Raw genomic sequence first — 22296 nt, 5'->3', positions numbered from 1 at the left:
GCCAAGTGTGATTTCAGGATTTTCTTGTTCTAATTTCTTCCCTATTTGTTTTACCAAAAGTTTTACACTTTTTATAGAAGTGTTTGATTATCAGCAATGAGCGTAGTTCCCTACGGGCTACGAATAATTACCTTAAAATGCCCTTTCTGATATCAGAAAGGGTATTTTTTTTATCTCCCAAAACAACAGGTCGAGCGATAGTTCGAGCGTTTCGAAAATTGTTACAAATTTTCTAGCAATATCCTTTAGTCAATTAAAGTCAATGTGAAAAAGTTGCGGTGCTTAGGAGATTTGTTGTTTTAAATTCTTAACGAACTAAAAATTACTTTTCAAGTATACTTTCCACCTCTCGAATTATAACGGTTTGCATGGAATAAGACAGTGTTCAAACCTCTATTTCCCGGGCTTCTTTGTGAACTGAAATCCGACACGCATCACGAAAGGAAGCGGATTGAGGTCATTTCTGCGATGTAGGAAATCATACATGATGATGGAGTTCATGCGCACTCGCAATATTTTGAAATCCATGCCAATACCTATGAGTGCTGCTTGCTCCCATTTCACCGAAGTGCCGGACTCATTGCTGTAAATGATGGAACGGTTGATTTGCCTCTGAAACTCTGCCCAGGTAAAAAAGGACTGCTTCAAGTTGTAGCGATTGAAATAGCTGTAGCCGTAGCTATCTCCAGTCAAGGAGGTAGTCAGGTCATTTTTGAACTGCTCGCGCATTTCAAAGCCAGCACCAAGCATCCATTTCTTGTTAAGCCAGTAACCGAGCTGCAAACTACTGTTGACAATGAGCGGATCAGTGGAAGGCAAGTTTAGTTTGCCACCAAAATAGATTCTTTTGTAAAACGGAGTTTCCTTCAATGAAATTCTTTTGGTACCACCCTCAGGGCTGTTCATGTCCGGCATTTCAGAATACTTCTTTTTCATATCGCCCATTTCTCCCTGCATTTCCTCAAACTGCTCCCCATCTATTTTAGCTATGAGGTCTTGCGCCTTTGAAGGTTTGACCATATTTGGGTTCGGTGTGGATGCTACACGGTATTTAGAGGCAAAGGCAGTAAGGTCACCTCCTTGTAGTGGATTTGAGGCCAAACCTGATAGTGGATCTTGTGCTGTGGGACCCAAACCATCACCAACGTAAGAAGCCAGTGCTCTTTCTGCCTGATTTTCTATGATGTTTGTAGCCTTTGCAGCAAATACGCTATCTGACTTTATGAGAGTTTGTTCATCATAAAAAATTGGGTTCTCGATAAGCTCTATATATTTCTCAGGAAAATCCGTTTCATAAAGCACTTGCTTTGATAGGGCGAGTGAGTCTTCTATAGACCAGGTATATACAGAAAGACTATCTTGATTCAGCTGAGACAGCTGTTCTTCTTTGAGCTCATTATAAGACTCCTCATACTCTTTAAAAGCCTTTTGCTGTTCACGTATCTGACGAAGCTGTTCTTTTCTTGCTTTGGTTTGCGCTCTGGTTTCCTTTGCAGTATTGATCATTTTAGCATGCCTGCCCGTGGCTGTGGCATCTACCTCCACTTGCGCTTGCAATGAAAGTGCACACCAACTAAAAAGAAAGAAAATCCAGAGTCTTGTGAGCATGAAACTTAGCACATAAATGACAATGGAAAGGTAATAAATAGCGGTGAATTTTAATCATGCAATTTGATTTCTAAAGTATTAATAAAGTTAGACCGCTGGATTTAGGAAAAGACAAATAACAACGTACAAACAACTACTCTTTTTTCATCAAAACACATAACGCGCTTATGGAAGTGGGAGATAATTCAGAGGCTCATTGTTTAGACCTTATCAACCTTTGCTATTTGAGCTTTCTTGTATCGGACGAAATTGAAACTTACTGCTTATCAAGCGTACCAAGCGATTGATTTTTAGTACATTCGCTGAAGTGGAGTTCCTTCAGGACATATCTATTAATCTTATTTCTGATGCAATCTGGGCATTGGGCGGAGCTTTCATATATCACCTTTTTTTAAAAAAAAAGCTGCACGGTTACAGAGTTACAAAACCTTGGATTCCCTTTTAAAAAAAACCTCTTTTTGTCTCCTTGAGGATACACAGCCAATACCCCTTTAACACCGTTTAACATTGTTCAATTTGAACGTTCTTTAAATGCTGAGTGATTTTCCATCCCTCACTGATTTAACACCCTTTCAAACAGCTTATTTTATTTCAATTGGTTGGTGTTTGATCTAGCAAACTTCTTCTTGTAAGTCACCCAGATTGTGCAATAAACTGTGTTCCGTATTCAGGACGTGTTTGTGATATGTGATATGTCTAGGGCCTTTTATTAGGTTCATTATAAGTTTCTGGTTGACCTTTACCTAATCTCATATCTTATAATTCTCTCTTCAAATCATTTGCTCGATCCCTGAGCACACCTTCATAAGGGCTACAAGCAGCATTATTATGTTGACTCTGCCGTGTATGTAGTTATTGTCTGTAAGTCTTTTCTCTTCACTGTATCCATCTCTCAAGGAGATAAATATTGGCGTATCAAGATATGCTAAGTTGCCTTTTTTCTAGGCCTACCCATTTCCAGATGAGATGGCAGTTTTAAACAACCGATAGATATAAAATTTGCTTTTATCCTATTGACACGGCAGACTCCCAAAAAGAAAGTCTCCAATATCAGCAAAAGGATCAAAGTAGCTTCAATAATACAACCAAGGCAATCATCATCCCCAAAATTATAATGGTCATAAGGGAGGGGTTTTTGACCTCTAAACGCATCCATAAAAAACGGATTACTATGTGTTCTTCTGTGTCTTTCATTGACTTCTTCATTATTGTTTTGCGCCCTTATGATTTCAGCCCTTCAAAAAGTCGCTTTTTCATTTAGCGTATGAGCAAGCTAATGGAGCCTTTAAGCCTATGTTAGGACGTCGAGCTAATCAGCCTGCTTTCAACGATTTGCATAGTATACTACAGTCACTCAAAAAATTTACTTATGCTTCCGGCAAGTATAATCACTTAGCATACTCATCGAAAGGACAAGCTATTAAGAGCCTAATTATTCTGGTAGGACAGTTTTTCCATCTTACCTAAAACCAATAAAAAAGGCCCCATTAATGCTTTTATCGCATTAATGGGGCCCTCTTTGTCGATTTACCCTGTGGCTTCAAGTAAAGATAGTTAATATCTCTCAGATTGGTAAAGTGTACACCCCCTGAAAAATTTAAGAGTAATCAGAAGTTTACGATTAATCTTTATCGTGGACATTTAACTTAAATGCTTATCCACTAATACTCACCAGGTAAAACTCGCAGTAGCTACCCTAATCGAAGAAAAGTAGGAAACTACCCACGCTGACTTTATCAAGTTGACATCCAAACGGTTGAGGTAACAACATGTAGAGGCTTAAATAGCCCCTTGTTCCGCAAGGCTAATCATAGGCTTTCTTCTATTTAATGCCACCATGGAAACATGGCTGAGCACAGAGGATTATTCTAGACACTTTCCTACGTCAGATTTAAAATCACTTAAGATATTCAATTCAGATATAACTGTACTTTCCCATTTCTTTTGTTGCTCATAGTTAGTTCCGTGTCCAGTTTCTAAATCATACTTATGCTGTCTTTTATTCCGTTCTTCGAATAACATATTTACGCCATTCATGTAACCAGTTGAGGAATAGTCTTCACAATTATGAACCCAATCATTGAGATATTTTCTTATTTTCCTGGCGTATACCTCGGATATGTTGAAATGAAACCGTTCATGACTTAATAATGTACTGGAAATCCCAGTCTTATCCGCTATCCAAGATTCTTCTTGGTCAAACCTATTGATAACCTTGAATCCAATAGTGTCATCCGATGAGTAGGTTTTGATAATAATTTCGGTTTTTGAAACGGCTTTAAACCCCTCATTATCGAAAGGAATAGAACCTGTTAAACCCTTGAATGCTTCCACCCCAATTTCTAAGTCATCATTCCAATAAATATACCTGCAAGAATCAGGGGGCTGATAAGTCCCGATGGTCAACTTAATAAACAACATAAGACTGATAGAGAACATACTATTTCTTTTTTATCTTAAATTTTATAGTTTGCCTTTCTTGATCAAACTCATTGTGGATTTCTAATTGATCCTCATCCAATCCCATATCTTCTAATTCTCTCTTTAAAGTGTTTGCTCGATCTCTGAGAACATCTTCATAGGGATAAGGAGGATCGTCAGTAGCATTATCATGTGCACCTTGCGGCGTTCGTATATTAATTATTATTTTCAAATCTTTTCTCTTCTTTAGATCCCTCACTAAAGGAGGCTCTTTTCTTACACCACCATGTAAAACATGGCGGGAATGGGGGATTACCTAATCATCTATTATCCAACTCATATAACATAAGTATGATCAAAGGTAATCGCGTAAGAAAATTGTTATTAAACTCATTCCCGTCTATCGAATTCAAATATTCCTTAAAATGTGCACCCTCATCAATTTTAATATCATAACCCTTTTTCATTCTTCCTAGGATTTCGCCACTTTCAGAATCGGAAAGGTAAACATCGAACATTCCAGCCAAAACAGATGGATACAGAAGAGTTTCGGCATTCGTGCAGTTTTTATACAAAGTATTTAATTGAACACCTGAATTCAAAATAATATAATCATGATGCATTGTTTGATAGCCCGATTTCGTTTGAGATTTCAAATAACCCATAAAAACAAAATATCCTTCAACCCTTTTACAAGTTTCTAGTAAGGATAGATTAGTTGCCCCAGGCATATTTGGGTCAATTAACTTATTTAAATTTCTAATTATTCTTTCGTCATCACTTATTTGCGCATCACAGGCGTATGCATATACCAGCATCCATAGTGTTATAAAAATTTTTGTACCTCTCATATTCCTAATTCATTTCTTATTGCATTATCATATTCAACTGGAACAGAAATAAGTATTCCCGAGTCTCCCCATCTTATATTTAAGCGGGTATCATTATTTCTGTATTTGTCTTGATATGAGTATGGGTCAAAGGTACCACCACTTCTCAAGTGATCATCGTGATGGGGTACCTGAAAATAGATTTTGATTGTTTCATCACCAATTTTATAATTCCCAAATCCCATAAAGTGAGAGCCTGCGCGATTCAGACCATCAATATTCTCAAAAAGTTCTTTTAGATCGATTTTCGTACCTGTGGCAATGTGATATTTCAAACCTTTCATTAAATGTTTTATAATTTCATCATTGGAATTTTCAATATCTATGGTTCCAGGATGTTTAGGCTGTTGATCTTCATCATCAAACTCCATCCCTCTCAACTTCTGGTCAGTACCCTCAATGAGTCCTGTTATACTTTCCTCTTTTTGTTGATTATTATCAGAACTCTTCTTATCCCCTTGCTGACTGCCTCTATCTCCTTGCTGATCATTCCCATTACCTGTTTGTTTACCTTCTCCTTGATCATCTTTACTTATCAAACTTTCACCGCTATCCGATGATGTTTTATAAGTTCGACCCGTAGAACCACCAGCTTTTCTTGTAGAGCTATGCCATAAACCTTCACTTACCCCGAGAGGTGCAGGAGCTGGCGCCATCCCATCCGGATCTATATACCTGATCGGGTTATCAAAGGCATAAGCATAAGTGCTGTACCTGCGCATCACATCAGCAGCAGGGTCAACGGATGTGAAGCGACCTATACTTGGATCATATTGCCGAGCCAGGTAATCGTACCAGCCTGTTTCCTTCTGCTGCTCTTTGCCGTTGTAGCGGTACTTGTTTTCCACACCTCCATAGTAGGAGTTAAAGGTTAAACCGAAGGGATAATAGTCATCTATCTGAGCCACGTTGCTCATGCCATGATAGATCGCAAAATCATCGAAGTGCACGTGAAACTCTTCTTCATTTTCATTTGACAAATACGTCAACAGGTACCCTGGTTCTGTTCCAATTATATCCATAATTTGAACCACCTCGGTTGAACCTTCCGCAGCGGAAGATATTTGCTTAAATCCTGCCGATACATAATTCATTTCAGTATCAAAGATAATATAGTTGAGGTATGCCCGTGGTGCAGATGTACTATTGTCTTTGCCACTCATGCCACCAGTAGAACCCATGGCTGTCTCAAATGCGCTTGAGTTTGCCTCCACACCCTCCGGAAGGCTGCCTCCCAGGCCGGTCTGACCAAATGCACCGAATACATATTGGAAGAAATTTGCACTGGCGGTCGTGCCAGTAGGCAAACTGTCATAATGAGCTTTTACGCTGAGATGTAGCGTATCATCTTTTCCTATTTTCAACATGTAGAATGCACCCACCGAGTCTTTCGCCAGCCATTCGGACATACTCCCACCTGGGGTCGCGTTCCAATTTGGATGATGATGTAACTTGTAAAATCCATTATCGCCTCCTTCAAAATCCTCATTGGCCACATAGCTTTCATTTTTGCTTCTCACAGTCACTCTTGTATTACCCAGATGGTCTTTGAGATGGTATTGGTGATCGTAAGCTTTGCCGGTCGTTAGTTCTTTGAGAAGCACCCGCCCTTCAGCATGAGGGATGATTTGCAGACGTGTGGAGTCCAATCCTTCACCTTCATAGATCATGCCTCCAATGTAATCCGTGGTGCTGATCCTGTCAGTGGTGTCTTCCTCATAATAAAAAGTCTTTCTCAGTTTCACGCCCCCGGCATTGTAGGTATAAACCAGCGAGTCACCATTGAGAAACTTAACCTTGGTAGGCATGTTCATGTAGTTGTATTCCACATCGGTTATGCTTTTGTTCATGTCTTTTGACATGTTGCCGTTGCTATCATAGGTATATTCTCCCTCACCATCGGCTCCATTTTTAAAGCCCTTCTCCTCGCTGGTCGCACTCAGTTCATCCACCTCAGTGAGTTGATTCCCTGCATAGGAATAAACGAGGCTATCAATTCTTACATTATCCATCCACCTATTGAGGGTAAGGATATTGCCGTTAAGATCATAGCTGATGCCCGTTACGCTGAAATAGCCTTCGGTGGCTTTCCCCAGGTTGTAGTCGGCCTCAGTGAGCCTGTTGAGTTGGTCATAGCTGTAGTCAAAGGTTTGCTCCTCACCGGCAGCTCCTGCGCCATAGGGAGACTTCCAGATCATCTTGCCTATGTTGCCGTTGTACTCCCCGGCCGCATCATATTGCAGCTCCATGCCAAACATATCGCTGGCATCATCGAGCGCACTGCCATTGTTCATTTTGGTCATCCATCCGCGGATGTTGTACTGATAGTCGATAGACTGTAGCTCATCACCTATATTTTTCTCTTTTAACTCACCCAGCTCGTTGTAGTTATTGTGTGTCAGCACCACCGTATCGGTAATATGATGTTTGTGTTTGACTAACCTTCCGGCATTGTCGTATTCAAAACGCTCGAAGATGTTGACAGTATCATTTTCGGTGGTGTGTTCCCTGCGGGTTTTGAGTACCTGACCGATAAAATCAGTTTCTGTCGTGATCCTGTCCCTTCCGCCAAGATGGTTTTCTGCTACGGTCTGTAAGGACTCACCCCGGAAGTTGTAAAAATTGGCTGTCCACAAGAATTTGTCAGAGCCTACAATACTTGTTTTGGTGGCTACAGGCTTGCCTATGGCCTGTGTGCTATCCACAGCAGCATAGGCACTGGTGAAATCGTCCGGTATTTTATGGGCCAGGCTGTCGGGCAGTCCATCATAAGTATCATAAAACGAGAAGGTGAGCGTGTCTATCAGCGTGCCTTCCCCGATATGCTCAAATGGATAAGCCGTGGCACTGTAAACCGTGTCTGTCCTTGTGATGTAGCGACCCACCAAGCTATCAAGATGTAGCTGCAGGGAATCTCTTGGTGAATCGTCTTCCAGGATACCCGTCATGGCAGGCCGATTAAGCGCATCGTAGGTAGAAAAGAGCCACTGGTTTTTGGTGCGCTGCTCACTGTCCTGTGTGAGCACTGGTCTGTCCCAAATATCATAGACGGTATAAACCCATCCTGCGCCGGGCACTCTCTTTTCCACCATGCGGTGGCGCTTATCATAGTTATACTGGAAGGTCAGCGTGTCGATCTGATCCTGACTTGGGCTGTCATCTTCATTCAGCTCGGCTGAAAGATTGGGCTGTAATACAAAACGCAACCGGCCAAACACATCATAGATATACTGCGTCTCCACCCATGTGGCATCACTGTCATATACCCTACGCGAGATGACTCGGCCCATCTTGTCTTTATAGACATCCAGGCGGCTGTTGTTTTCGTCCATGGTGACATCTTTCATCAAAGTACCCGCATCGTATATATCGACATAGACCGGCATGCCGCTGCTTATCTTCCACAGCTTCACAGAGTCATCTGAGGTGTTGTGACGGTAAGCAAAGCGAACCACATGATCTGTGCTGTCTTCAGGGTCTGCGGTTGGCTGCCAGCTCGTACCCGGAGCTCCTTGCTTGAGGACTCTACCAAGTGGGGATTCTTCTATGATGGTGACGGAGTAGGGATCATCGTCATTGACAATATCATCCCCCGTAGCGCTGTAAAACGCCAGCTGCTCGGCAATGGCATTGGTATGGAAGCAAGCACCTTGTTCATTGCTCACATAAGGCAGGTATTTGATTGGCTCACGACCCAGATCGTCGTAATCAGCTATTTGAATGATATCCCTACCCAATGGTGACTGAGCCACGGCAACTTGCTGAATCGGTCTGCCCAATCCATCATAATAGGCTACATTGATCCTTCTGGCTGCTGCGCTAAGGTCGATCACGTCATCATTGTTTGTCACTCCCGACTGAGTGATCGTAGAGCTGATGATATGGTTTTGTGAGCCAAAACCCCCAAACCCGGTAAAGACTACCGGATCAGACGTAAACGAGTCTGATACTCCGGTCTTTGTAACAGTTACGGTATAGCTGCCGGATGCGCGGACCGTGTAACTGGCAGCTGTGCTTACCTCGGTACCGTCCTTTTTCCAGGAGTAGGTATCATAAGCAGTTGTCAGACTTAATTCTGACGAGGTACCAATGGCTATCTCACTGGCTCCTGTTTGACTTGTTGCCGGCTCAGCTTCAATGGTGACCGTCACCGATCTGGCATCTCCCCAGCATCCGGCTGTTGTTTGACTTCTCAGGTAGTATGTACCTGCCACAGTAACTGTGTCATATTGATTGGAATTAGTTGTACTTGTTCCATTTGGATCGGTACCCTGCCAGTACCATGTTTCGTCCAGCTCCGGTGCAGGTGTGCCTCGCATCAGTACGGATTTTCCGAAACGCTTCTCTACCGAAACGGTGGAAGGTTGAGCAGGGATTGCATCTACGCTATAGTTCACCTGAAGTGCTGGCCCCCAACAGTCGGTGATGTCATCTTTACCTCTCACGTAGTACGTAGTACCTGATGACCTGTCGAAGCTCGCACCTGAATTAGTCGTAGAGGTACCCGTACTTGTACTCTGCCAATACCAGGTAACATCTGTTGGCGCGGCATCAACCTGAAGCGTAGTTTCTCCGCAGTTGTTGGTGGTAGCCGGGTTGGATGGTGTGGACGGAAGTGCGTTTACCGTATAGCTGACACTGGATGCAGCACCCCAGCAGCCCGAGGTATTATTGCGTGCCCGCAAGTAATATAGCGTCCCGGTGGTCATATTGACCGTACTCGATGAGTTCGTTGTACTCACACCTGTCGAGCTGCTTTGCCAATACCAGGTGATACCAAATGGTGGAGTTGACATGGTAAGGTCTGTACTGCCGCAATTATTGGTAACCGTTGGAGTACTGGGTGCAGCAGGTATCTCATCCACGCTGTAATTAATGGTTTGCGCGGAACTCCAACAACCTGTGGTATTGTCTTGCGCTCTTAAGTAATAAACCGTGCCACTCGTCCGGTTAAGGGTCGTGGATGAGTTTGAAGTGCTTGTCCCGGAAGTACTACTTTGCCAGTACCAGGTAATACCCCCGGGAGGAGTTGATCTTGTCAAATCCGTACTGCCGCAATTATTGGTAACAGTTGGTAAACCTGGAGTCGCCGGAATTTGGTCAATACTGTAGCTAACAGTCTGGGCCGCACCCCAGCAACCGGTAGTATTGTTTTTTGCTCTCAAGTAGTAGGTCGTTCCGGTTGTCCTGTTTACTGTGGTGGATGAATTTGATGTACTCGTACCAGAGGAACTGCTTTGCCAATACCAGGTGATGCCTCCTGGAGGAGTCGATCTAGTCAAGTCAGTGCTTCCACAATTATTGGTGATCGTTGGTGCGCTTGGGACAGATGGTACCTGGTCTATGCTGTAACTAACCGTTCTGGAAGCACCCCAACAACCGGTCGTGTTGTCTCTTGCCCTTAAATAATAGGTTGTTCCGGTTGTCCTGTTTACCGAGGTGGATGAGTTTGAGGTACTGGTGCCGGATGAGCTGCTTTGCCAGTACCACGTAATACCGCCTGGAGGAGTAGATCTTGTTAAATCTGTACTGCCACAATTATTGGTAACGATTGGCGCACTTGGTACAGATGGCACCTGATCGATACTGTAATTCACTGTTCGGGCTGAACTCCAACAACCCGATGTATTATTCCTGGCTCTCAAATAATAAACAGTGCCACTGGTTCGATTAAGTGTACTCGAAGAGTTGGATGTACTGGTGCCGGAAGAGCTACTCTGCCAATACCAGGTGATGCCTCCCGGAGGAGTAGATCGGGTCAAATCTGTGCTGCCACAATTATTGGTGACCGTTGGTGTACTTGGGACAGAGGGTATTTGATCGATGCTATAATTGACCGTCTGGGCTGAACTCCAACATCCCGTGGTGTTGTTTCTCGCCCTTATGTAATAAACAGTGCCACTGTTTCTGTTCAGAGTAGTTGACGAATTGGAAGTGCTGGTACCGCCTGCGGTACTTTGCCAATACCACGTAATGCCTCCCGGTGGTGTTGATCTGGTTAAATCTGTATTGCCACAATTGTTGGTGACAGTTGGTGCACTTGGTACTGAAGGCACCTGATCGATACTATAACTCACCGTTTGGGCTGAACTCCAACATCCCGTCGTATTGTTCCGAGCTCGCAGATAATAAACCGTACCTGTTGTCCTGTTTATGGTGCTCGATGAGTTTGAAGTGCTCGTGCCGGACGAACTACTTTGCCAGTACCAGGTAATGCCTCCCGGTGGTATTGATCTGGTCAGGTCGGTGCTGCCACAATTATTCGTAACAGTTGCTGCACTTGGTGTTGATGGCACCTGATCAATGCTATAGTTAACCGTTCGGGCTGAGCTCCAGCAACCGGACGTATTATTTCTCGCTCTCAAATAGTAAACTGTACCACTGGTTCTGTTGAGTGTACTTGAGGAGTTGGATGTACTGGTGCCGGAAGAGCTGCTTTGCCAGTACCAGGTAACTCCCGCTGGCGGGGTTGATCTGGTCAAATCTGTGCTACCACAATTGTTGGTGACAGTTGGCGCAGATGGTAACCCCGGCACAACATTGATGGAGTAATTGACCGATCTGGCTGTACCCCTGCATCCGGTGGTATTGTTTCTGGCCCTAAGGTAATAAACCGTTCCACTTTCCCTGTTTATAGTGGCAGAAGAATTTGAGGTACTCGTTCCAGAAGAACTACTTTGCCAATACCAGGTAATACCGGACGGAGGAGTTGACCGGGTCAAATCCGTGCTACCACAATTATTGGTAACTGTGGGTGCGCTTGGGGTCGAAGGCAAGCTATTGACAGAATAATTAATTAGTCGGGCGGTTCCCCAACATCCTGAAGTATTATTCCTTGGTCTCAGGTAATATTCCACTCCGGAGGAAAGTGAAATTGTAGCAGAAGAATTGGACGTGCTCGTACCGGATGACGTACTCTGCCAATACCAGGTAACACCTCCAGGAGGGCTTGATCGGGTTAAATTTGTGCTGCCGCAATTGTTTGTAACAGTCGGCGCACTTGGAGTAGAAGGAACCTGGTTTACGGTATAATTAACCGTGCGAGAAGAACTCCAACATCCGGAAGTATTATTTCGTGCCCTTAAATAGTAAACAGTTCCACTCGTTCTGTTTATGGTCGTGGAAGAATTGGAGGTACTCGTGCCGGATGACGAGCTTTGCCAATACCATGTAACACCTCCGGGTGGTGAGGATCTGGTCAGATCCGTACTCCCACAATTATTGGTAATGGTTGGCGTACTCGGTGTTGATGGTACCGAATTAATGGTGGCTGTAACCGACCGTCTGCTACTCTCACATTGATCTTTCCTTGAAACATAGTAAGTAGTAGTTGAGCTGATTGAAGGCGTAGAATAAGAGCTACCTGTATGCACTGAGCTTCCTCCACTGGAGCTTGTGTACCAGTAATAGTCATATTGTGGATTGGGACTTTGCACTGTCAAAGTCACAGAACCCGTTCCACATCTGGATGCTCCGTTCGCAGAAGGTTGGGTGGGAATGGTGTTGATAATGGCCTGTGCCTGCGTACGGCTGTTACTCTCAAGGCCTATTGAGCTTACGGCAGAAACCCAGTACGAAGTGGTCGAGGACAATGAAGGCGTAGTGTAGCTACTTCCTGTGTGTAAGGCACTTCCTCCGCTTGATGAGCTATACCATTTGTAATTGCCTCCAGAAGGGGCCCCAGAAGCTGTTAACGTTACAGCACCACTTCCGCAGCGACTTTGATTGGAAGCAGAAGGTGCTGAAGGTACACTACCAACAGTCACATTAAGTGTTGCAATTGTCGTAAATCCGTCCTTAACAGTAATCGTTCCCGATGAGGTCCAGGTAATTGTTGCCGAGTAGGAGTTTTTGGTAACGAACGATCCTCCTGAGGTCACATACCATTTAGCTGTAAATGGTGGTGCAGGATCCATTGAGTAAGACTGACTGGTACCTGTAGCAACCACAGTCGGCCCACTTATTTGGGCCAACACCGAAGTATATGCAATGATTAAAAAGAGGCTAAAACTATGTTTGATACTACTTTTCATGGTTTGGAAGGTTAGCGGTGATTAGTAGTGATACTCTATTGAGTGGGTTGCATTACCCTCCTGATCTTTGGTATATAAAAACCTTCCCCATTCATCATAACAAAGGAATGTCGTCCGACCCATGGGGTCGGTCGAGCTTGTGAGTCCTACAAGTGGTTTGTAAATATAGGTGGACATCTGAGTATCCACAGTGTGGAATTTTAAATTATCAATGGCACCTGCCTGAGAGGCTATATAAGTGTCGTCGATAGTAAAAGAGGTACACTGATCCATCATTCTATGACTACCTTCATCATATTGTAATTGTACTCCTGTTCGACATGAGCTATCCAAATCAAAAGAGTAGTCAGTAGTTGCCTCCTGAGCATAAGCGTGATAACGAGACATCATTGATGAAAAAGCCAAACTATCTGGCAAACTGTCAACAGTAACATTTAGGGTGGCAAGAGTTGTGAGCCCATTTCTAACTGCAATCGTTCCTGATGAAGTCCAGGTGAGGGTAGCTGAGTATGAGTTCTTGGTGACAAACGATCCCCCGGAGGTCACATACCATTTGGCTGTAAATGGTGGGGCCGGATCCATGGTGTATGAATGGGTCGTGCCTTCGGCAACCACAGTGGGCCCACTTATTTGGGGTAACACGGAAGTATATGCAATGATAAATAAGAGACTAAAAGTATGTTTGATAAGATTTTTCATGGCTTGAAAGGTTAGCAGTGATTAATAGTGATATTCTATTGATTGGGTTAGATTACCCTCCTGATCTTTGGAGTATAAAAACCTTCCCCATTCGTCATAATAAAAGAATGTCGTCCGTCCCGTGGGGTCGGTCGAGCTTGTGAGTCCTACGAGTGGTTTGTAGGTATAGGTGGACATCTGGGCATCCACGGGGTGGAATTTTACGTCATCAATGGCATCTGCCTGGGAATCTGTGTAAGTGTCATCTATGGTATAAGAGGTACCCGATACGGTTACTGTTTTGCTCACCCTGTACCATACCCCGCTAACCCTTTCAAAATAGCTCAGCAGGTAATCTCCAGACTTTAAGCCTGTAAGGGTATTAGAGTAGGTAGCTGAACCAACTTTGTTACCGGTCTTTGAATTGGTATCGACTGAACCGCTATTGTCTTCAAAGCCAGTGTAAAAAGTGAGATGACTAGGCGCGTTGACAGTCCTTGCAATCGGATAATTGTCTTCATAACCCCAAATAAGGGATTCATATTCAAGGGAATCATTCTCATAGCCGGGGTATGATTCAGTTCTGTCAACTATAAAACTTCTACCGGGCAATTTGTATTGATCTGTTAAATGGTGGACCGAAGGGTCGTATTCCAGTTGAATCCTGGGACTCTTCATGTATTCAAAAGTCACCGTATCCTGAAAATTTGATAGACTGTCGTCAGGTGCCTGCTGAGTATATGTAGGTAACCACGTGTTGAGCGTAGCTGTGTCAAGTACAGGATCCTCAGTTTCAAGGAAAAAATACCTCAGAGGAATATTTCCAGCCAAGTAATCAGTTATCATACCTCCAACCAGCAATGAGTCCTTAAGCACCCTTTTTTCGGTCACAGCATTCTTTGCCACAAAGCCAATGGCTCCTGTGCTCCCCTGGTAATGTTCGGGATATTTGAAGAACCATAAATATTCGGAGCTATCAGATTGGAGGCTTCTTTTTCCTCTTAAATAGGTTGTTCCGTCATGATAGAATTGCGTTAAGCTAACCAGTGGTTCTTCATCAGGAGTATAACTCGTTTCTATTGCTTCGTTGAGGTAGTACCACTGAGATTGAATACTGTAGGCCTCATAAGTAAAGTCCTCGTAATAATCCGCCCAGCTTTGATCCACAGTCGCCTGCATGTACGGCTTAATGGCCATAAAGGTGTTTTTCGTCCATACCAGATAAGAGTTCTCAACCTTCTTGATGAGTTTGTAAACTCCGTTTATTCTGGAGAAATCTCTTTTTTCTTTAAGCTCAGCACCTAGAAAATTGAACACCGAGCCCACTGATTCCAACTTTGTAAATTCATAGGTTGATTTCAGTGTATCAGAAGCACCGAGTTGATATTCATTGATCTTGTTATAAAATATTTCAAGGGATGGAGGGTGTACCATACCGCATGTAGAATTGATATTGGTATATGACTTTGTTTCTGAGTCATTGGTAGCACTGAAATCTCGATACTCGTAGGCAAGCCCTTCAACCAAGCCCATAGGCTTCCCATACTCATCCTCATAGGTGAACTTTTTGGTGATTGCTTCACCTCCGTCTGGGTTAGAAGTTATTTGCTTAATTCTGATACCTGGCCCAGGCTCGGGAACATAGATTTCGTTGTTATACTCTACCGAAATATCTATGTTATTCTCTGACCCATCCAAGACGGTCTTAAATAGATACTTTCCTTTAGGTAACGTAGTGGTAACTGTATCCACATTCCGTGTCGGGTGATTGTCGTGGCTGTAAACAAGGCTTCCCAGTGGGTCAAATGACTCAGAATTGTAATCGTATATTTCTATGTCATCCAGGCTGTTGGCAGATGGATTTACCTTCGGAATGCGACTCACATAAATCGTGATTTCCTGTTCATGCGTCAGGAAAAACTCTTTACCCACTGAGGTTCTTACATCCGTGGTGGAGGTATTTGTTCTTTCAAGACCATCATACTCTGAGTCTGAAGAATATGAAGTTTGATTTTCGGTCAGATAGAAAGTGTTAAGTTCATAATCGAATTCTGACCATCCTCCTAGCGGATAATCAACTTTGCTTAGAGCACCGTATTTTGCATAGGTGAAGTTCGGTTCTCTATCAACACCAAAGGTTGTTCCTCCAATTTCTTGCCCTCTATATTCATCAGGTATGAGTCCTGTTCTGGAACCACTTCCATTCAGATATCCATAGTGATCAATGGCGGCTGTCGTGGCACTTGGAAATGTGGCTTGTTCGTTTTCATATTCAAACTCATATCCCTGGCCCAGATAGTTTCCATTGGCTCCCAACTCCTTAACCCAATCCAATTTTAGGTATCTTGATGTATGACCTCCTGAACCAAAGTAACTAGTCTTAAACTCGTAACTTTTGAACAGGCTCCCTTCATGGTCGTAGATATGAATGGCATCAAGAGCTTTCTGTGTGCCGTTTATGTCCGCTCTGGTATTACCTGGTTCAAAAACTACAATACACTTGTCAGTAATGATAGAATCGAGTCTCCAGGTATCTTCAACATCGGTTGGATAAGAAACCTTTGGGTCAAAAATCTTTGAGCTATGGGTTGCAGTTGTTTTCTGAAAGGTCTGCGTTCTTGTTCCGTACTGAACCACATCACCATCATCAGCGTAGGTAAGGCGGATAATTTCCCCTGTTGGATGAGTTATTTTAGACAAGTAGTAGCTTGAGTGATAATCTGGAATGGAGTAGTTAGCCCCGGCTGTACCTCTTAAACTGGTAGTCTCCTTAACATCAAATTTGTATTTAACCCCATCATCGGTGGTAATTTCAAAAAATCCCCAGGCTACTCCTCCGGTAACACTGAATCGCTTGTGTGGGAAAAAATAATACTGGTCATTGAGAATAATGAACCTTCCGGAATACCCCGGCATATTGAAATTGAAAATGTCAGGTTCAGTATCATAGGTGAAGCTGATACTTCCGGTTGCAGCATCATCCAGAAAAGCATTTCCGGTGGAATCATCATTGGCCTTGGCTATGAGGCTATCATAAATGCTTTCATAGCGATTTGGAGAATGGTGCGATATAATCGTATCTTCAATAGCACCTTGGTCATCATAGACAATAGTCCAAAGTGTATCGGTTGAAATTCCAGGGTCATCATCCAGTTTATCTTTGACTGTTCTTGTAATGACACCTCCTACGCTCAAGTTCCAACCGAGTCCGACCCAACTTGCCTCCTGAGCTGGTTTGAAGCCACTGTAGTTATAATTCAGACTTATCGGGTGTGAAAGGTTTGTCCCAGGACAATCAAATATTGGTATTGAAAGATTTGTTTTACCTGCATAGAGGGTTACCGGAACATCACCATAACGAGCCATTTCCTGGGCTGTTGGTGACGCACTTATCAAGTCTGTTCGGATGTAATTTGTGGGATCCTCAGTTTGTGCAAGTGATAAAAGAGGAGCCAAAAAGAATAGTAGAATTATGGCATAGGTTTCCTTATGGGAAACACCATAGCATCACGGTTTGAACATTGGTGGTTCGGTTAGGTAGTAGTGTACTTATTTCGGTTCTTTGGTACTTACAAACGAGTCAAAAATTCAATTCAAACGTTTGTAAGTTTTCCAATAATAGGCTTGAAAAATTAAAATACCAAAAAACGCCCTTATTTCTAACCTTACTTTTTTATTAATAACGTGTTAAGTTAAGGGTCAACTAGATCCCATAATGACCTGATTCAGAGATATTACTTCTTATCAGTGTTCAATAGATATAAGGTAAGTACTACTCTCACCTCGATGAATTAGCGATTAATTGAAAGTCAAGCACTTACGCTGCAATGTTTTGTATGGGAATAACATTGCTCAACTTGTAGAGCTCGTTTAGAGCTTCAAGAAAGGTGTTCGATATTTGAAACTTAGGGGCTACGAATAATTACCTTCAAAAGCCCTTTCTGGTATCAGAAAGGGCTTTTTTTGCCTCTCAAACAAGAGGTCGAGTGATAGTTCGATCGTTTCGAAAAAAGCCTCTTTTTCAGAAATAAATAAGAAAAAAGCCTTTTATGAATCACACAGTCTATCAAAAGGAGCTAGCCAAATATTCTAACGCCCCAAAAACTATCCATACTTCCTATAACATCTTCCAGCTGGCCAAGCTGATAGATGATGCTGTTAATCTAGCAATCAGTCGCAGGTTAGAAGGATTGGAAATAGTCAAAAAGGAAGAGAAGGACAAGCTACTAACCATTGAGGAAGTTGCGAACCTACTTAGTTGCTCAAAGGCATCTGTGCACAACTATAAGCGAGATGGAAGGCTCGAAGGGTTCGTCAAAGTGGGAAATCGTACTTATATCAAGGAAAGTGACTGCATGGTCTGTCTCAGGCGAATCGAGGGCAAAGGGAAATGAATTTTATCCCCTTAAGCTATTTCTAAGCATATAAAGGAAATGCACTGATCTAAGGAAGTCAAATGAAATAAAAGAACATCAAAAAGCAAGAGCATACCTCCTTAAAGCCAGACAATATATTTTCCTTGTACTCACTGTATTTCAAGAAAAGTAAAGCACCAGAAAAATACTTGAGTTAAAGGAAAGGGCAAGAAAGGATTCACAAGCAATTATGCCTTTAACAGCCTCTTAACACACCTTGTTAGGAGCATTTGAAGTGGGATGTTTTTTTTTGTATTTCAAGCAAATAAAATATCCCATGATAGACGACCCCTACCTGTTACAAGAATTCCTGATGAAGAATGCAGTGTCAATTAAATACTTACAATCTCAAGGTGTTAAAACAACCATTGAGGTCAAGGAACTAATCCGAGCTTTTAAACTGAAATACAAGATGGTTGAAGATCAGTTTTACGATTACAATCCAAGGACACTCTATGATGATGTTACATTAATCGATAGATCAGCTTACAGAGAACTCTACAATAGTCTTAAGAAGGATTCGGAGATAAAGTCTAAGGAATATGACATTGAGTTTGTTATGCGCAGGCTGATAAGTGTTGAAAAGATAGAAGGAGATGTCACCAGCCCACAGTTTTTAGAGTTAGATAAACTCGATACTGCTCTTATCCTCATCAAATATCTTCCGAAAATATTATGGCTAAAATTCAACATGCATCTCCATGGTGCTTTGGAAAAGGCTTGTTTTTCAGCTCATCAGAAAGAACTAATTGAAGCTATGAACAAAGAATCTATTGACTGGTCAACTATAACATATCAATATGAATGATTCAGGTTTAATCAAGCTAAGGCAGTTTAAGTGTGGGATCACCTTTATATGCCAAGATCAAGAAAGAACATGGGAAATCGAGAAGGAGTTCAAGCAGATGGGGTTTGGGTTTTACAAAATCAACACCCTTTTAGAGGGGCATGACACTCCAAAATTCTTGGTATACTTCGTTCCAACCGAATCATCAGAAGCAAAGCAGATTTTGGAAGATGTGGTTGATAATAATGAAGCAGTCCAAATTCTTAATCGAGGGGGGTTAGTCTTTCTGGAAGTAGAAAAGCCAGGCAATGCACTTGGTTGCTTTGCTTTCAGCGTAAAAGGGCAGCTTTGGTAAATAACTCTAGATCATGATTGACAACCCATTTATGCTCCATGAATTTCTGCTCCGGAATGCGGTATCTCTGCAACACCTCAGGTCAAGCGATCAGAGATTAACATTAAACATTGCTGATGTTTTGACAGCGTTCAAACTCCGTTACAAGATGATGGAAGACCAACACTTTGAAAGGAAGCCAGAATCATTGCAAGAGGTAATCACACTGATCGATCGGAAACAATTTGATAGAATTAAAGAAATAGCAGAAATAGCTTCGGATGTAAAGTCAAAGAGGTACCACCTAGAATTCCTCATGAACTCTGTTCTCAATGTAGATGAGTTGGGTGATGAGGACTCAGATATCAAGTATCTGGAAATGAAAAATCTCATCAATGTGGCTACCATTATCGAGTATCTACCACATATGCTCTGGTACAAATTCAACATCGGATCAAAGCAGACCGAACTTTACAAAACTTACCGTGATTTCACTAGTCTTGATTTGCAGAAAGAGGGATTTAATTGGGAGAGCATCGGCTACTAGTTTTTGAGATTGCTTGATGTATAAAAAGTAGAGTAACAAGAAAATCCAACGATCGTTTTACCTTCAGAAGAAGGTGACAGTTGTTTTAACTTACTCTCAAATTAGTACGAATAACTAAATCTTTAGTCTATGGCTAATAACAATGAGGAATGGAAGGCAATAGAAGGCTTTTCCAACTATGAAGTATCAAGCAATGGGAAGATAAGAAGTAAGGCACGAAAGACTTATCATTCTGGCTCTAAAAAGGAGATCAACATTAAAGGCAAACCTTTGAAGCAAAGGTGGCATCCCAAAGGCAAGTGCTTTTTCCTTGATCTAATTGATGACGATAAAAGGCGCAGAACAATCTATCCTCATGTAGAAACAGCCAATGCCTTTGTGGATAAAGAAAATGAAGATCAAACTAAGGTAATCCACCTTGACAACAACCCACGCAACAACAAAGCTTCGAACCTCAAATGGATGACTCCTTCTGATCATATGAAATGGCAATTCGAGGTTGGAAACAAAGACAACTATAAAGTTTGGAAGACTCGCAAAAAGAGATACAAAAATGGATTCAAGCCAGATACTGTTTTACCCGGTAGACCAAGAACTAAAAACCTTTTAGACTAAAAGGTTACGAGAACCCGCTCTTCGAGCCAGGTTCTGGAATTTGAGAGTTTAGGAATCCCGTTTTCACCACCATATTTGCTTCCCATTTTCAATAGTAAAAATTCTTTCCTGTTTACCTTTGGTATCATTCTTCAGGATAAATAAAGCATTAGTCGGAACCCTATCAAAAACTAAATATTCTTTCGAGGCAATTTGTTGTTCTAAAGATTGCCAGCCCTTATTCCAGTATAATAGATTGTACTGATCTCCTATTTCAATGGAATTTCCGTCATTGGGTGGATAGAATTCAATTTTTGACAAATGATCTGTGAAACCGGAACCCAAGTCAATTCCTACCCATCCATTAGAATCAGCTTCCGATACAAAATATGATAGAACGTTTCCGTCAGTGACCATATTCTTATTGAATTTCTCGCTTTTGTGTTCACTACTAATCAAAGAGCCAATTAGTAACTTTCCGTTTGACCCATAAAATTTAATTTCAGCGACCTTGCAAGTTTCATCAGGCAGGATAAAACGATAAAATCTGTATGAGTGACTATCATCCAAAATATATGTATTAGTCCTTGGCTCTGGTCTATCAAAAATTGTATAAATAGTCCGAAAAGTTCTGAAATCCGCATGATTCGAACCCTGAAACATTCCTCCTAACATTTTTTCCTGCGCACTTTGTTGTCTGTATGTATAAGGCCATTTCCTTGTCAGGGTTATACATTGCCGGTTTATTGTGTCAGGGTTCAAATTTCTAACTATTCCGTCATTTTGAATAATAAATGGATTATAAATTTCAGTACTCATGGATTCAGGCAAATAAACTATGTTCTTACCTATGTTTTCAAATCTCCAAAGTGACTCGTTTAGAGGAGTTCCTTCTACTAAACCTTTCCATGATCTTTCATTGAAAACAGCCAGCCTAACATTTTTAACCGAGGAGGTTTCAATGTCAAATGTTACGTCAACAGGAAAAGGCCAGTATTCATTTGTTACATCAACAATATTATTAGGCAACGAGATATTTCTATGTTGTTTAATTGAATAACCGAATCTGTAAATTTTAGGAGCCCTTCTTGGTTGAGATATTTTAAATTTAGGGATTTGCCCATAAAAGCCTATAGAATCAGAATTAACAATAGCATCAGAATTAACAAAAGCATCAAAAGCATAAAGCTTTCCATATTCGTCCTTAATTGATATCCAAGAATGTCCCTTATCTCCCGTACCCCATAATGGAACATAATCGAAACTCGCTGGAACACCCATTGCTCTTAAATAATAAATAGTCCTAGTAACAAAATGATCGCATTTGCCTAATCTTCCCAGGTTTATATTTCTAAATGACACTGCATTTGGAATACCAAAAAGATGAGCATTGTAATGAATCGAAGATCCTGTTTTATACACTATGGTATTAGCTACTGAAACCAAATCTTCTTTATTCAGAGAGTCCTTTAGCCACCCAAACTCTTGCATCGCTAATCGTCTCCAAGACTTATCAATAGGTTCATTCAGCACCTTATAAGGCAATATTGTCTCACAGAATAAATTAAAATCAATTTTCTTTGACCAGCTAAAATTCTCCCAAGAAAGAAATGCAAATTCGATATTTTCTATCAGGAAATCTGCGGTAATTATTTGACAATCCGGCTTTAATGCAAGGTCAATTTCAAATATTCCCATTGAATCGGCTAAATCCTTTGCTATCTGGTTTCTTTCCGAAAGGGTCAATTTTTCCCTCCAAACATTTGATAGTTTTTCATAATAGCTATCATACTTATCCAAATCAGGTCCATAGTAGGAATAATGTGAATCCATATTTTCAATTAGGAACATTGCAGCCGCATATTTCAAGCTGTCATCATTAAAATAGTCAAGAACTCTTAGTAATTCATTCTTATTTGTTCCTGCTAACTCCAAAACATTGTTTAACCTTTCACTTCGCTTATTTTGGCAGTCAGTGAGCAACAGACT

At 41.8% G+C, this 22296-nt stretch carries 13 protein-coding genes; 5 read left to right on the top strand and 8 right to left on the bottom strand.

Going from position 1 to position 22296, the window contains the following annotated elements:
- Positions 1-393: 393 nt before the first annotated feature.
- The 7 genes from ABJD64_RS25380 to ABJD64_RS25350 all read right to left on the bottom strand — a co-directional run bounded on the left by ABJD64_RS25380 (position 394) and on the right by ABJD64_RS25350 (position 17086).
- Entirely contained in the window at positions 394-1608 is a 1215-nt protein-coding gene (locus tag ABJD64_RS25380) for a hypothetical protein (protein ID WP_348208275.1), read from the bottom strand.
- Between the two features lie 1863 nt (positions 1609-3471).
- Positions 3472-4047 (bottom strand): hypothetical protein, encoded by a 576-nt coding sequence (locus tag ABJD64_RS25375; protein ID WP_348208274.1) that lies wholly within the window; start codon positions 4045-4047, stop codon positions 3472-3474.
- A 1-nt stretch (position 4048) separates the two neighbouring features.
- Positions 4049-4261, bottom strand: coding sequence for a hypothetical protein (locus ABJD64_RS25370; RefSeq protein ID WP_348208273.1), 213 nt, complete (start codon positions 4259-4261; stop codon positions 4049-4051).
- 88 nt (positions 4262-4349) lie between these two features.
- Positions 4350-4880 (bottom strand): hypothetical protein, encoded by a 531-nt coding sequence (locus ABJD64_RS25365; RefSeq protein WP_348208272.1) that lies wholly within the window; start codon positions 4878-4880, stop codon positions 4350-4352.
- Positions 4877-12952, bottom strand: a complete 8076-nt coding sequence (locus ABJD64_RS25360) for a DUF6443 domain-containing protein (protein ID WP_348208271.1) — start codon at positions 12950-12952, stop codon at positions 4877-4879. Before ABJD64_RS25360 ends, ABJD64_RS25365 begins: the two co-directional genes overlap by 4 nt.
- 21 nt (positions 12953-12973) lie before the next feature.
- Entirely contained in the window at positions 12974-13651 is a 678-nt protein-coding gene (locus ABJD64_RS25355) for a hypothetical protein (protein ID WP_348208270.1), read from the bottom strand.
- A gap of 21 nt (positions 13652-13672) precedes the next feature.
- Positions 13673-17086 carry a hypothetical protein gene (locus tag ABJD64_RS25350; RefSeq protein ID WP_348208269.1) on the bottom strand — a complete coding sequence of 1138 codons (3414 nt, stop codon included), beginning with the start codon at positions 17084-17086 and terminating at the stop codon, positions 13673-13675.
- Between the two features lie 593 nt (positions 17087-17679).
- On the opposite strand from ABJD64_RS25350, the gene ABJD64_RS25345 reads away from it, so the two are divergent.
- From ABJD64_RS25345 to ABJD64_RS25325, 5 genes are all read left to right on the top strand, one after another.
- A complete protein-coding gene (locus tag ABJD64_RS25345; RefSeq protein WP_348208268.1) occupies positions 17680-18024 on the top strand; it encodes a helix-turn-helix domain-containing protein in 345 nt (114 codons plus the stop codon).
- A gap of 298 nt (positions 18025-18322) precedes the next feature.
- The gene (locus tag ABJD64_RS25340) at positions 18323-18853 is read left to right on the top strand and encodes a hypothetical protein (RefSeq protein WP_348208267.1); all 531 of its coding nucleotides are present in this window, start codon (positions 18323-18325) and stop codon (positions 18851-18853) included.
- Positions 18846-19187, top strand: a complete 342-nt coding sequence (locus tag ABJD64_RS25335; protein ID WP_348208266.1) for a hypothetical protein — start codon at positions 18846-18848, stop codon at positions 19185-19187. Before ABJD64_RS25340 ends, ABJD64_RS25335 begins: the two co-directional genes overlap by 8 nt.
- 13 nt (positions 19188-19200) lie before the next feature.
- The gene (locus tag ABJD64_RS25330) at positions 19201-19713 is read left to right on the top strand and encodes a hypothetical protein (protein ID WP_348208265.1); all 513 of its coding nucleotides are present in this window, start codon (positions 19201-19203) and stop codon (positions 19711-19713) included.
- Between the two features lie 129 nt (positions 19714-19842).
- Complete coding sequence (locus ABJD64_RS25325; RefSeq protein ID WP_348208264.1) at positions 19843-20328, top strand: NUMOD4 domain-containing protein; 486 nt, start codon at positions 19843-19845, stop codon at positions 20326-20328.
- 63 nt (positions 20329-20391) lie between these two features.
- Here the strand turns inward: ABJD64_RS25325 and ABJD64_RS25320 are convergent, their stop codons facing one another.
- Positions 20392-22242 (bottom strand): hypothetical protein, encoded by a 1851-nt coding sequence (locus ABJD64_RS25320; RefSeq protein ID WP_348208263.1) that lies wholly within the window; start codon positions 22240-22242, stop codon positions 20392-20394.
- Positions 22243-22296 lie beyond the last annotated feature (54 nt).

This window comes from Reichenbachiella sp. (assembly GCF_039944555.1).
Taxonomy (GTDB): Bacteria; Bacteroidota; Bacteroidia; order Cytophagales; family Cyclobacteriaceae; genus Reichenbachiella.
This window is presented reverse-complemented; position numbering and strand designations above follow the sequence as displayed.